A 12,232-nucleotide genomic window follows, 5' to 3' on the forward strand; every position below is an offset into this window, starting at 1 on the left:
TTCTCAGGTTGAACTTTTGCGGCGCATCAGCGCCTTGAGGTCGGACAGCCGATAGGCTCCCGTGACGAAGGATGCCAGCCCGTAAAGCGCCACGCCTGCGCCGACCAGCACCGCCAGCGCCACATAGCGCTGGAGCATCGCCCCGGTCAGCCAGGGATCGAGCAGATCTTCCCCGGCCCAGAGCGCGATGCCCATGATGAGCGCGGCGACGGCCAGACGCGGAATGCGACGGCGCAATCCGGCATCGGCGGCGAAATGGCCGCGCTTCACCAGCGTGGTGTAGAGCATCGCGACATTGACGGTCGAAGACAGCGCGGTGGCGAGCGGCGGGCCGACATGGCCCAGCCCAAGCCGCCCCAAAGTAGGGATCATGGCGAGGTTGCCGACGATGTTGATGACGATCGACAGCATGGCGTAGCGCACCGGCGTCCTGGTGTCGCCGCGCGCATAATAGCCGGGCGTCAGCACCTTCACGAGTACATAGCTGGGCAGGCCGATCGAGAAGGCCGACAGCGCCCAGCCGCAACGCATCGCATCCTCCGGCGTGAAGCGGCCATATTGGAACAGGCCGCGCACGATCGGCTCCGCCACGATCAGAAAGGCGACGGTAGCTGGCAAGGTCAGGAACAGGGCGAGTTCGATGCCCCGGTTCTGCGTCTCCATCGCCTCCGCCTCCTGCCCCTTCGACAACATGCGCGAGATGGTAGGCAGCAATATCGTGCCGAGGCCGATCCCTATCAGGCCGAGCGGCAGCTGGTTCAGGCGATCGGCATAATAGATATAGGTGATCGAACCCGACGCCAGCAGCCAGCCCGACAAGGCGGTGGAGATAAGCAGGTTGATCTGCGACGCGCCGGCACCGGCGGCGGCGGGGACGATCAGGCGCAGCAGTTCGCGCACGTCGCCGTCCAGGCGCGGGCGCTTCAATTTCATCGATACGCCCGCCCGCCTGCACGCCCAGATCAGCCACAGCAGTTGCAACGCGCCGCCGATCGTCACCGACATGGCCTGTACCCTCGCCGTTTCATATTCGTCGGCGCCATGGAAAAACCACAACCCCGCGATCATCGCGACGTTGAGCAGGATCGGCGCGGCCGCGTTGACCCAGAATTTGTCGAGCGAATTGAGGATGCCACCCAGCAGCGAGGCGAGCGAGATCAGCGCCAGATAGGGAATGGTGATGCGCGACAGGGTGACAGCGAAGGCGAATTGCTCAGCCGTCGGATTCTGCCGCGAAAAACCGCCCGACAGCGCCCAGGTGATCGGCCAGGCGGCGGCGATCAGGATCGCGGTGAAGAGGATCAGGACCGGCAGCAGCACCGCCAGCGCACGCTCGGCGAAATCATAGCCGGCGGGCAGGCCGCCCTCGCCCGCCGCCTTCCTGTTGAAGAGCGGGATGAAGGCGGCGGAAAAGGCGCCTTCGGCGAAGAGGGCGCGGAACATGTTAGGCAGGCGGAAGGCGACGCCGTTGAACGCATCCGATGCGAAGCCCGCCCCGACATAGCGCGCCGCCAGCGAATCGCGCACCAGCGCAAGGACGCGACTGGCAAGGGTAAGCCCGCCGACCGAGCCAAGGGCCTTGACCAGTTTCATATGATGATCCCTCTTTCCGTTCGGACTGAGCTTGTCGAAGCCCCGCCCTTCTCTTGCGAAGAAAAGGACTGCCCTTCGACATTCGAGCGAGACAAAAGGCTCGCTCGAACAGGGCGAACGGAAATCAAGGGCATCTGTGGATCAGGCGTGGCCGGCCGGCTCGCCTGAAGTCACTTCCATCTGCTGCGCCTGCTGGAGATAGAGCGAACCGAAATCGATCGGGTCGAGCAGCAGCGGCGGGAAACCGCCGTCGCGAATCGCGTCGGCCAGCACGCGGCGGGCGAAGGGGAAGATGAGGCGCGGGGCTTCGGCCAGCATGAAGGGCTGGATCTGATCCTCGGGCACGTTGCGCATGCCGAACAGCGCGGCATAGACCAGTTCGACGGCGAAGGCGGTACCCTGCGGCGCGACGGCCTTGACCTCGATCTTCAGCGCGACTTCCAGCACTTCGTCACCGACCTTGTCGGCGCCGATGTTGAACTGGACGTCGATCTGCGGCTGGTCCTGCCACTGGTAGACGGCCGGCGCGTTCGGGTTTTCGAACGACATATCCTTCACATACTGGCTGATCAGCGCGATCTGCGGCGCATTGTCGGCGCCGTTGCCGGTGTTGATGCCAGAATTGATGGTGGTGGTGATGGTATCGGCTTCGTCGGCCATGCTCTCTACCTTGGCTTTCGCTGTTGGCCCGCGGCAGAAGGCCGCCGGCGTGTTGACCCGCGCGCTTAGCAGGGGCGCAAAGGCAGAGCAATGGTAGCTCCCCCATGCGCACTATTTGAAGTTGGCGACAAACATGCCTATGTTGGCAGGAACATTGTCCCACGCAAAGGGTATAGCTTTCCGTGTATGTGATCGTCATCCTCGCCATGATCGCCGGTTTTCTGGCGCTGCGGCTCTATTCTGTGCTGGGCAAGCGTACCGGCCACGAGCAGGAGCCTGCACTGCGCCCCGCCGATGAACGCGCCAAGGTGACGGTGCTGCAACCCGGCCCGCCGGCCCCGAATAGCGGCGATTCGGTGCGGCTGGCCGAAGGGCTGATCGCACCCGGCGCCGAAACCGGCGTCCGCGCACTGATCGCCTCCGACCGCAGCTTCGACGTGCCGCAATTCGTGGACGGGGCCAAGAGCGCCTACAAGATGGTGCTGGAAGCCTTCTGGCGCGGCGATCGCGACCAACTGGCCTGGTTGTGCGACACCGATGTGCTGGCTTCCTTCGAAGAAGCGATCGCGGCGCGCGAGGTGGAGGGCCATGTGCTCGACAACCGTCTGGTCCGTATCGACAAGGCGCAGATCGTCGAGGCCTCGATCAACGGCCGCACCGCCGAAGTGGCGCTGCGTTTCGAAGCTGACATCGCCGCTGTCACGCGTGACAAGGACGGCAATGTCATCGCTGGATCGCTGACCGACGCGATCGGTACCAAGGACATCTGGACCTTCACCCGCGACGTCCGCAGCGCGGACCCGAACTGGAAGCTTAGCGAAACCGACGAAGCATGATTCGTCGCCAATCGGGGGCTGCGCTGCTTGCGGCGCTGATGCTGTCCGCCTGCGCGGGCGGCGTAATCCCGCCGTCGAGCGGCGGCCCTGCCCCCACACGCCCCGTGCCGTCAGGCGAAGGGGCAACCCGCCCCACGCCGGCCACGCCCCGTCCTGCATTGCCGGTCGAGGTACCGACCGAGCCGGTGCTTGACCAGAGCACGGCCGCCGGTCTTGGCGTCACGCGCGGACCCGATATTGCCAGCCTGATCCCGTCGGGCGCGCGCGCGCGCGCCGCGCTCCAGGCGTTCCGCCTGTCCTGCCCGACGCTCATGCGTCGTACCGACCAGAGCGGCCTGACGCGCGGGTCGGACTGGAACAGCAGCTGCGCCGCCGCATCGAGCTGGCCCGAAGCGTCGGCGAGCGAGTTCTTTTCCCGCTATTTCGAGGCGGTGCAGGTCGGTGAGGGCAAGGCCTTCGTCACCGGCTATTATGAACCGGAAATCAGCGGATCGCGTACCCGCCAGCCGGGTTATCAGGTGCCGATCTACCGCCGTCCCAACGACCTGATCGACGTCGATCTCGGCCAGTTCAGCGACAGCCTCAAGGGCAAGTCGATCCGCGGCAAGGTGAACGGTACCAAGTTCGTCCCCTATGACGAACGCAGCCAGATCGTCAGCGGATCGCTCGCCGGGCGCGGGCTGGAACTGGCCTGGGCGGCCGATCCGGTGGAATTCTTCTTCCTTCAGGTGCAGGGCAGCGGGCGGCTGAACCTGCCCGATGGCGGGGTGATGCGCATCGGCTATGATGGGCAGAATGGCCGCGACTATACCGGTATCGGCAAGCTGATGAAGGATCGTGGCCTGATCCAGGCCGGGTCGATGCAGGATATCATGCAATATCTGCGCGCCAATCCCGCCGAGGGCGCGGCGATCATGAACGAGAACAGAAGCTTCGTCTTCTTCCGCGAACTGACCGGGGCGGGGCCTCTGGGCGCGCTGGGCGTACCGGTGACGCCGGAAGCTACCGTCGCGGCCGACCCCAAGTTCATTCCGCTGGGCGCGCCGGTGCTGCTCTCGCTCGACCGGGCCGAACCCAATGGCATCTGGGTTGCACAGGATACGGGCGGCGCGATCAAGGGTGCCAACCGATTCGACAGCTTCTGGGGCGCGGGCGCGCGGGCGCGCGGCATTGCCGGCGGCATGTCGGCACGGGGCAGCGCCCTCATCCTGTTGCCGATCGGATCGGCAGCGCGGCTCGCGCAACCCTGACGCCGGACCATGGTCCGGCGCCGGCTCACCAATGAGGAAGAGGCGCTCTGGGACGCGCTGACGCGATCGGTGCGACCGCTTCGCCCTGGCCAGCGCCATCCCGGCCTGTCCGCCACCCCCATGCCGTTGCCGCCTGCCAAGACAGGGTTAACGCCGCAGGCCCGACCGGCCCCGCCGCCCAAGCCTGCACCGGCCCCCGCCGCCATGCTCGATTCCAGCTGGGAACGACGAATCCGTAGCGGCAATCTGGCGCCGGAAATGAGCATCGACCTGCATGGCCATAGCCTTGCCGCGGCGCACAACAGACTTAACCAGGCGCTGGCTCAGGCACTGGCGCAGGATGCCCGGACCTTGCTGGTCGTGACCGGTAAACCGCCGAAAAATGCAACGACACCGGGCGGCGGGCGGCGCGGCGCGATTCGCGGCGAAATCGGGCATTGGCTGGAAACCAGCCCCTATGCCGACCGCATCGCCAGCGTCCGGGTCGCCCATCCCCGCCACGGCGGTGATGGCGCGATCTACCTGATTTTGCGTCGCAAAAAATAACGCTTCGCTCGCAATCCGCTGACCCTTTCTTAACCACTCTCCTTCATATCCGGTGGATCGGGCCCCTGACATGGGTCGGCAATCGGGCGGGAGACGAATGCAGGGCGTGACGTTGAAAAGCCGCGCCACAGCTTTCGCCTGCGCCGCGGGAGCGCTGGTGTTCATCCTGTCGCTGGTGCTGGGCTATAGCCCCGGCCAGGACGATGATGTGATGCAGGTCGGCCGCGCGCTTATCATCGCGATCTTGTGCGGCACCATGAGCTGGGCATCGGCCAGCCGATCGATGGCCACCACCGCTGCTGCAATCGATGCCGCCACCGAGCGTCTCGTGTCCGCCGCCCATGGCGACCTGCAATCCCCGGTGCCCAGGGATATTGGCGGCGAACTGCCCGAACTGTCCGTTGCGATGGAAAGCCTGTTCAGTCAGGTGCGCACCAATCTCGACCATGTGCAGGCGCTCGCCCTGTTCGACCAGATCACCGGCCTTGCCAACCGAACCAGCTTTTGCCGTCAGGTCGAACGCCATCTGGCCGAGCGGGCCGATGCCGGCATGGCGGCCCTTTTCTTCATCGACCTGGACGGGTTCAAGGGCGTCAACGATACGCTGGGCCATGCGGCGGGCGACCAGTTGCTCGCCCGTGTCGCCGGCCGCCTGCGCGAGGTCGTGATGGCGCAGGTCAGCAATGGCACCGGCGACGCGGTAATCGGACGCCTGGCGGGCGACGAGTTCACCATGTTCTTCCCAATCCTGCCCGGCCGCAGCGCCGCATCCCGGATCGCGCGTGCCATCCAGTTCGCGCTCAACGAGCGATTCGACCTTGGGAGCCAGCATGTCGAGCTGGGCGCATCGATCGGCATCGCCTGCTATCCGGAGCATGGCGATACCTTGTCTGCCCTGCTGCGCGCCGCCGACATCGCCATGTATCATGCCAAGCATGAAGGGCGCGGCCGGGCAGAAATATACACCGCCGAACTGGCGCTGGAAGCCGCCGATCGCGCGGAGCTGGAGCGCGAACTGCTGATCGCGTTGCAGCGTGAGGAGTTTTTGCTGGAGTTCCAGCCGCAGATCGATGTCGGCAGCGGCCGGGCGGTCGTCGCCGAAGCGCTGGTGCGCTGGGCGCATCCCGAACGCGATCTGGTACTGCCGGGCGCCTTCGTCCCTATTGCCGAGGAAAGCGGCGCCATCGTCGCGCTGGGTGACTGGGTGATGAGCAGGGTGTGCGAAACCGCCGCACGCTGGGCGCGGAGTGGCATCGACCATCGCATCGCCATCAACATCAGTATGCGGGAGCTGGCGCAGGCAGATTTTTTCCTGCGCCTGCGCCACGCCATGGCGACACATGCGACGCCGCCCGCGATGCTGGAACTGGAAATCACCGAATCGCTGGCCATGGACATGGAACCACGCATCCTGACGCAGTTGCATGCACTGCGGGAAGATGGCGTGCGGATCGCAATCGACGATTTCGGTACCGGCTATTCCAACCTCAGCCGCCTCAAGGAATTGCCCGTAGACCGGGTTAAGATCGACCGCAGCCTCGTACGCGACATCGCAACATCCGCCGAGGCGCGCACCATATGCAGTGCTGTCGTCGGCCTGATCCAGGGGCTGGGCATGGAAGTCGTGGTCGAGGGCGTCGAAAGCCAGGCGCAGATGGATGTACTCCGCGTCATCGGCTGCTCGCTCTTCCAAGGCTATCATCTGGCGCGCCCGATCCGCGAGGACGCCTATATCGACCGCTTCACTGCGCCACTAGCACGGCTGGAACAGCGCGGCGCCTGAGCATAACGGCCTGAGCATAACGGCCTGAGCATAACGGGATGCCGGCCCGGCAAATGCCCGGCCTTCAACCTTTTGTTGAAACACTTCCCGTCGATCCATCGCTATCAATCAAGGCTGCCCCTCAATGGGTCATGCCGTCCAGCGCCTTGCCCACGGCCGCTATGCCTTCGGGCGATGCGGCGAATCCCATATGGGTGCAGTCGACCTCGATCGCCTTGTCGCGCTCACCGATGCGGCCCTTGGCGCATTCGGGCAGGATAACGCCGTCGCGCTTCGACCAGAGGGCCACTGTCGGCACCGGGGGCTTTTCCTCGCGGGTGCAGGGAAAAGGTGGACGGTCAACCGGAAAGCCCGATACCAGCTGATAGAGCCGCCAGGCATGGTTGGCGCGCGGATCGCCGGAAAAGGGGGTGCCCATCGTCACCACGCCGCCCACCTTGTGCGCGGCGAATTTCGCATATTCACGGGCATAGAGACCGCCAAGGCTCCAGCCCACCAGCGTCACCGGCGCGCCACTGCCCTGCCTGCGAATGGCGTCAACGCGTTGGTCGATCTTCTCCAGGCTGTCGGGGCGCGGCCCGAAATTGCGCCCCATGCCCCAGTCATGCGCGTCATAGCCGGCGGCGGTCAGGATATCGCGCAGCCAGCCCATGCGCTGTTCCGACGCCATCAGGCCGGGGATCAGCAGCACGCTGCGGCCGTCGCCGTTGATCTGGCCGGCCAATATTGCTGCCTGCGCCTTCGTCCGCGCGAGGTCGAAGGGAACCGACAGATTGCCCAGCAACTGCTGCACAGGCGGAAGCACGGCCGCGCGCGGTCCGGGCGCAAGACGATCCTTCCAGAATGTGGTAACGGCTTGGGCGTAAGGCGGCACGACGACAGTTATCCCTGAACCCCGGAGGGCGAAAGATGACACTATCGTGACAAACGCAATCTGCGTCTATCGGTTTCAACGCCTGCGGTTAACGGTTCGTCGTTTGTGACAACCGCTCAGGGCGCCAGCGGTGAGGTTTGGGCGACCGGTGCGCCTTCCGTGCTACGAAGGGTACGGGGTTCCAGGATCGCCGCCGTTTCGATGAGGTCGAGCGCGCGACGCGCTTCCATATAGCGACGGGCCATCTGTACCCAGCGTTCCGCAACGGCCCGCCCTGGCATATGTTCTACCTCGGCGAGCGAGGCACTTACCCGGCCGCCATCGAGATAGCGCAAGGCCCGTTCATAGGCAGCCTGCGGGCGGGTCGACGGCGTGGACGCCTTGTGAATGGTGATGAGTTCGCGCGCCTCATGACGCAGCGCTTCCCACCAACTGGCGTTACCCGGCGGCGTGGTGACGATGATGCCGATATCGGCCAGGCCCGCGCGCAGGTCAGCCAGCGTCACCGGCTCGCGTGCGGCGTTGATGATGGTGGCGACGGCGCGCGGCTGGGCCTGGCCGAAACGCAGGCGCAACTGGCCCTCGATATAACCGAGCGGCGCGCCATTATCGAGCGCGCGGCGGGCGGCGAAGGCTACCAGCAGCCCTTCGGCGCGCGCGGCGTTGGCGGATGCGGTCTGCGCCTCGACCGTGATGCGGGTCAACCTTTCTTCCAGTTGCGCCACGCGCCCGTCGAGCATCTGCGCGGCGTCGGCGGTGAGCGGACGGGTCGGCACGCTGGGCAGGGCGCCGACGGCCAGCGGCTGAGCGGCGGGCTGGACCTGCGGATCGCCCCAGCGGCGCTGGATCTGCGGCCAGGCCCAGGCGGTCAGCGCAACGCCCAGGGCAAAGGCCAGCAGCAGGAGGATCAGCATCGGCAGGATATTGCGCCGGCGCGCGGACGGTGGCGTCACGGTCGTGCTGGCCACCCCGTCCGCGTCGTTCATGCTGGCCCCTTGATCTGTCATTGCGCATGTCCTTCGCACAAACGCAGGGCGAGGGCCAGCATCTCGTCATCGACCGGCTGGTCAGGCGCCTGCACGCTGGCCCAGCCGTCGCCGCACATTGCCAGCGCCGCGACGCTGATGGCGACCAGATGCAGGCCGGTGCGCTGCGCCTGCGGCATCTGCGTCGCCAGCCGTTCGCCCGCGCGCGGCGAATGGACCAGCAGGATCGAGCCGGGTACGGCATCTGCGATAAGGGCGGGATCAGCCGGCAGGCCGGTCATGCCATAGACCGGGATGCGCGTGAGTTCGATCGGTCCGGTCCACATCGGCGCGACGGTCTTGCCTGCCAGATGCAGGACGCGAGCATGGCCGTCGACTGCGATCTGGGCTGCGATCGCGCTGCCGTCGCGCGTCCCGACCCGGACATCGGGAAAGCCTGCCTCGGTCAACGCCCGAGCGGTCGTCGCGCCGACAGCATAAGTGGGCAGACCCCGGTAGTGGAGCAGGGCCGGCCCGGCGAGATGCACGCCATTGGCGCTGGTCAGCAGCAGCGCGTCGAAATCCTCCGGCACGGGCGGCGCCCAGTCGATCGGTTGCGGCGCGAACAGGGAGTGCAGTCGTGCGTCCATCCCCAGCGCCCGTGCTTTTGCGGCGGTTCTGCCCGCCGCCGGTTCAGGCCGCAGGATGAGGACGCGCCTCATGCTTCGAACAGCGTGCGCAATGCCGGGCTGGCGCGATCCAGCAGCGTGCGGCCGATGGTTTGCGCCATCGCCTCGTCACCGCGCGCCAGCCTTGCTTCCTCGCGCACCGTCTCGGTCCCGTCGGGGCTGATGATCTCGGCACGCAGGAACAGGGCGTCGCCCTCTACCAGCGCCAGCGCCGCGATCGGCGAATGGCAGGTGCCGCCGAGACCGCGCAGCACCGCGCGTTCGGCCATCACTGCGTCATGCGTATCCGAATCGTTGATGGCGGCCAGCGCCTCCAGCACCGGCGCGTTGTCGGCCAGCGCCTCGATCCCGACCGCACCCTGCGAAGGGGCGGGCAGCATCATGTCGATAGGGATCGTCGTCCCGACCGCGCTCTGGTCCAGCCGGTCCAGTCCCGCCGCCGCCAGCAGCGTGGCATGGACATCGCCCGCCGCCAGCTTGGCAAGGCGCGTCGCGACATTGCCCCGAAACAGGGTGATGGTCGCATCGGGCCGCAACCGCTTCACCTGCGCGGCGCGGCGCGGTGAACTGGTGCCTACCAATGGATTGGCCGGGAGCGCGTCGAAATGCTCTACCCCCACCAGCTTGTCACGCACATCGGCGCGGGGCAGCATGGCGGCGATACGGAAGGCTTCGGGGCGCACCGTCTCCACATCCTTCATGCTATGCACGGAAAAGTCGATCTCCCCCGCCACCAGCGCCCGGTCCAGCTCCTTGGTCCACAGCGCCTTGCCGCCTATCTCGGCCAGCGCCCGGTCCTGAATCCGGTCGCCGCTGGTCTGCACAGTTACGATCTCGATCGCGTCCTGCGCCCAGCCGTGGGCGGCACACAAGGCCTGAACGGTCAGGCGCGCCTGTGCCAGTGCGAGCGGCGATCCCCTGGTGCCCAGGCGCAACGGTCGGTCGGTGAAAAGCATATCCGGCTTGCTCTAATGACCAGTGGCATTAGATGGAAGCGGCAATGACCATCATTCTCGGCCTGGAATCAAGCTGCGACGAAACCGCGGCGGCGCTGGTGAGCGCTGACGGCCGGATTCTGGCGCATCGTCTCGCGACACAGGAGGAGGCGCATCGCCCCTATGGCGGGGTCGTGCCCGAAATCGCGGCGCGCGCGCATGTGGAGGCGCTTGCCCCCTTGATCGAGGCCGCGCTGGCCGATGCCGACATGACGCTGGCGGATGTCGACGTGATCGCAGCGACCGCCGGGCCGGGGCTGATCGGCGGGGTGATGGTCGGCCTCGTCACGGGCAAGGCGCTCGCCCATGCGGCGGGCAAGCCGCTGGTGGCGGTCAATCATCTGGAAGGTCATGCGCTTTCGCCGCGCCTCGCCGACCGCAATCTGCAATTCCCATATCTGCTGCTGCTCGTGTCGGGCGGCCATTGCCAGCTTCTGCATGTGAAGGGGCCGGGCGACTATGCGCGGCTGGCCACCACCATCGACGATGCGGCGGGCGAGGCGTTCGACAAGACTGCGAAGCTGCTCGGACTCGGCTATCCGGGCGGCCCGCAGGTCGAAAAGGCGGCGGCGCTTGGCAATCCCAAGGCCGTTCCGCTGCCGCGCCCGCTGGTGGGCACGGCGGAGCCGCATTTCTCCTTCGCGGGGCTCAAGAGTGCGGTGATGCGCGCCGTCCAGTCCGACCAATATTCGACCGAAGATATCGCCGCTTCCTTCCAGCAGGCGGTGATCGACTGCCTGATCGATCGCACCCGCCGCGCGCTGGGCGAGAGCGAGGGCGCGACGGCGCTGGTCGTCGCCGGCGGTGTCGCCGCCAACCAGCCAATCCGCGCCGCGCTCGAAGCGCTGGCGGCTGCGCACGACCTGCCCTTCGTCGCACCGCCGCTGTGGTTGTGTACCGACAATGCGGCGATGATCGCCTGGGCGGGCGCGGAACGCTATGCTGCGGGGTTGGTCGATGATCTTACCGTCCCGGCGCGGCCGCGCTGGCCGCTCGACCCGGCGGCGGAAAAGGCGCGCGGAGCAGGAGTGAAGGCATGAAGGCGGGAGTCATCGGCGCGGGCGCATGGGGTACGGCCCTGGCGCAACTGCTGGCCAGCGATGGGCAGGGCGTAACGTTATGGGCGCTGGAACCGGACGTGGTCGATGCGATCAACGTCTCCCATGAAAATCCGCTCTACCTTCCCAATATCCCGCTCTCCCACTCGATCCGCGCGACCGGTGCGATGGCGGACCTGGAGACATGCGAGATGCTGCTGGTGGTCAGCCCCGCCCAGCATCTGCGCAGCGTCGTGGCGCAGGCCCCCGCCGGCGTACCACTCGTCCTTTGTTCCAAGGGGATCGAGGCGGGCACCAGCCTGCTCATGTCTGAAGTGGCGCAGCAGGCGCAGCCGACATCGCCCATCGCCGTCCTGTCCGGCCCGACCTTCGCGCATGAAGTCGCGAAGGGGCTGCCGACCGCCATCACGCTCGCCTGTGAAGACGCGGAACTGGGCCAGCGCCTTGCCGCGCGGATCGCGCGCGCGTCCTTCCGCCCCTATTTGTCCGACGACGTGATCGGCGCGGAAATTGGTGGCGCGGTCAAGAATGTGCTGGCCATCGCCTGCGGAGTCGCGGAAGGCGCGGGGCTCGGCCTCAACGCCCGTGCGGCGCTCATCAGCCGGGGTTTCGCCGAAATGACGCGTTTCGGGCTGGCGCGCGGTGCGCGGGTGGAGACGCTGGGCGGGCTGTCGGGGCTGGGCGACCTGGTCCTCACCTGCTCCTCCACCAATTCACGCAACTTCTCGCTCGGCAAGGGGCTGGGCGAGGGGGCGAGCGCGGCCGAACTGCTGTCCAACCGCCGCACTGTGGCGGAAGGCGCGCATACCGCGCCGGTGCTGCGCGACGCCGCACGCGCGGCGGGCGTCGAAATGCCGGTGGTGGAAGCGGTCTGCGCGCTGCTGGCCGATGCCGCACCGCTGGGGCAGGTCATCGACGCGCTGCTCGCGCGCCCGTTGCGTCCCGAATAAGCCGTCGCGCTTTGGCTGCACACCATCTAGAAT

12 protein-coding genes are annotated in these 12,232 nt (G+C 66.7%); 6 read left to right on the forward strand and 6 right to left on the reverse strand.

Annotated features, from left to right (window positions below):
- Nucleotides 1-3: 3 nt before the first annotated feature.
- Together murJ and secB are read right to left on the reverse strand one after the other, a co-directional pair.
- Nucleotides 4-1,593, reverse strand: coding sequence for a murein biosynthesis integral membrane protein MurJ (gene murJ / locus VMR39_RS06265; RefSeq protein WP_325415128.1), 1,590 nt, complete (start codon nt 1,591-1,593; stop codon nt 4-6).
- 141 nt (nt 1,594-1,734) lie between these two features.
- Nucleotides 1,735-2,253: a protein-export chaperone SecB gene (secB, locus tag VMR39_RS06270; protein ID WP_325415129.1), complete on the reverse strand. Its 519-nt coding sequence runs from the start codon at nt 2,251-2,253 to the stop codon at nt 1,735-1,737.
- Nucleotides 2,254-2,435: 182 nt separating this feature from the next.
- On the opposite strand from secB, the gene VMR39_RS06275 reads away from it, so the two are divergent.
- The 4 genes from VMR39_RS06275 to VMR39_RS06290 all read left to right on the forward strand — a co-directional run bounded on the left by VMR39_RS06275 (nt 2,436) and on the right by VMR39_RS06290 (nt 6,668).
- The gene (locus VMR39_RS06275) at nt 2,436-3,089 is read left to right on the forward strand and encodes a Tim44/TimA family putative adaptor protein (protein ID WP_325415130.1); all 654 of its coding nucleotides are present in this window, start codon (nt 2,436-2,438) and stop codon (nt 3,087-3,089) included.
- The gene (locus VMR39_RS06280) at nt 3,086-4,339 is read left to right on the forward strand and encodes a murein transglycosylase A (RefSeq protein WP_325415131.1); all 1,254 of its coding nucleotides are present in this window, start codon (nt 3,086-3,088) and stop codon (nt 4,337-4,339) included. Before VMR39_RS06275 ends, VMR39_RS06280 begins: the two co-directional genes overlap by 4 nt.
- A 9-nt stretch (nt 4,340-4,348) precedes the next feature.
- Entirely contained in the window at nt 4,349-4,885 is a 537-nt protein-coding gene (locus VMR39_RS06285) for a Smr/MutS family protein (RefSeq protein ID WP_325415132.1), read from the forward strand.
- A gap of 97 nt (nt 4,886-4,982) precedes the next feature.
- Nucleotides 4,983-6,668 carry a putative bifunctional diguanylate cyclase/phosphodiesterase gene (locus tag VMR39_RS06290; protein ID WP_325415133.1) on the forward strand — a complete coding sequence of 562 codons (1,686 nt, stop codon included), beginning with the start codon at nt 4,983-4,985 and terminating at the stop codon, nt 6,666-6,668.
- 121 nt (nt 6,669-6,789) lie between these two features.
- Here the strand turns inward: VMR39_RS06290 and VMR39_RS06295 are convergent, their stop codons facing one another.
- The 4 genes from VMR39_RS06295 to hemC all read right to left on the reverse strand — a co-directional run bounded on the left by VMR39_RS06295 (nt 6,790) and on the right by hemC (nt 10,152).
- A complete protein-coding gene (locus tag VMR39_RS06295) occupies nt 6,790-7,542 on the reverse strand; it encodes an alpha/beta hydrolase (RefSeq protein ID WP_325415134.1) in 753 nt (250 codons plus the stop codon).
- 116 nt (nt 7,543-7,658) lie between these two features.
- Nucleotides 7,659-8,549 (reverse strand): hypothetical protein, encoded by an 891-nt coding sequence (locus tag VMR39_RS06300; RefSeq protein ID WP_414712464.1) that lies wholly within the window; start codon nt 8,547-8,549, stop codon nt 7,659-7,661.
- Entirely contained in the window at nt 8,546-9,229 is a 684-nt protein-coding gene (locus tag VMR39_RS06305) for a uroporphyrinogen-III synthase (RefSeq protein WP_325415135.1), read from the reverse strand. The genes VMR39_RS06300 and VMR39_RS06305 overlap by 4 nt, the downstream gene beginning before the upstream one ends.
- Entirely contained in the window at nt 9,226-10,152 is a 927-nt protein-coding gene (gene hemC, locus VMR39_RS06310; RefSeq protein ID WP_325415136.1) for a hydroxymethylbilane synthase, read from the reverse strand. The genes VMR39_RS06305 and hemC overlap by 4 nt, the downstream gene beginning before the upstream one ends.
- A 44-nt stretch (nt 10,153-10,196) precedes the next feature.
- Between hemC and tsaD the strand changes: the two genes are divergently transcribed.
- Together tsaD and VMR39_RS06320 are read left to right on the forward strand one after the other, a co-directional pair.
- Nucleotides 10,197-11,231, forward strand: coding sequence for a tRNA (adenosine(37)-N6)-threonylcarbamoyltransferase complex transferase subunit TsaD (tsaD, locus tag VMR39_RS06315; RefSeq protein ID WP_325415137.1), 1,035 nt, complete (start codon nt 10,197-10,199; stop codon nt 11,229-11,231).
- Nucleotides 11,228-12,199 carry an NAD(P)H-dependent glycerol-3-phosphate dehydrogenase gene (locus tag VMR39_RS06320; protein ID WP_325415138.1) on the forward strand — a complete coding sequence of 324 codons (972 nt, stop codon included), beginning with the start codon at nt 11,228-11,230 and terminating at the stop codon, nt 12,197-12,199. The genes tsaD and VMR39_RS06320 overlap by 4 nt, the downstream gene beginning before the upstream one ends.
- Nucleotides 12,200-12,232: the final 33 nt, after the last annotated feature.

This window comes from Sphingobium sp., assembly GCF_035511395.1.
Lineage (GTDB): Bacteria > Pseudomonadota > Alphaproteobacteria > Sphingomonadales > Sphingomonadaceae > Sphingobium.

What these genes read in the sequence shown, in the direction of transcription:
- murJ (WP_325415128.1), bottom strand. Translation starts at nt 1,593, where the DNA reads ATGAAACTGGTCAAGGCCCTTGGCTCGGTCGGCGGGCTTACCCTTGCC.
- secB (WP_325415129.1), bottom strand. Translation starts at nt 2,253, where the DNA reads ATGGCCGACGAAGCCGATACCATCACCACCACCATCAATTCTGGCATC.
- VMR39_RS06280 (WP_325415131.1), top strand. Translation starts at nt 3,086, where the DNA reads ATGATTCGTCGCCAATCGGGGGCTGCGCTGCTTGCGGCGCTGATGCTG.
- VMR39_RS06285 (WP_325415132.1), top strand. Translation starts at nt 4,349, where the DNA reads ATGGTCCGGCGCCGGCTCACCAATGAGGAAGAGGCGCTCTGGGACGCG.
- VMR39_RS06290 (WP_325415133.1), top strand. Translation starts at nt 4,983, where the DNA reads ATGCAGGGCGTGACGTTGAAAAGCCGCGCCACAGCTTTCGCCTGCGCC.
- VMR39_RS06300 (WP_414712464.1), bottom strand. Translation starts at nt 8,549, where the DNA reads ATGACAGATCAAGGGGCCAGCATGAACGACGCGGACGGGGTGGCCAGC.
- VMR39_RS06305 (WP_325415135.1), bottom strand. Translation starts at nt 9,229, where the DNA reads ATGAGGCGCGTCCTCATCCTGCGGCCTGAACCGGCGGCGGGCAGAACC.
- hemC (WP_325415136.1), bottom strand. Translation starts at nt 10,152, where the DNA reads ATGCTTTTCACCGACCGACCGTTGCGCCTGGGCACCAGGGGATCGCCG.
- tsaD (WP_325415137.1), top strand. Translation starts at nt 10,197, where the DNA reads ATGACCATCATTCTCGGCCTGGAATCAAGCTGCGACGAAACCGCGGCG.
- VMR39_RS06320 (WP_325415138.1), top strand. Translation starts at nt 11,228, where the DNA reads ATGAAGGCGGGAGTCATCGGCGCGGGCGCATGGGGTACGGCCCTGGCG.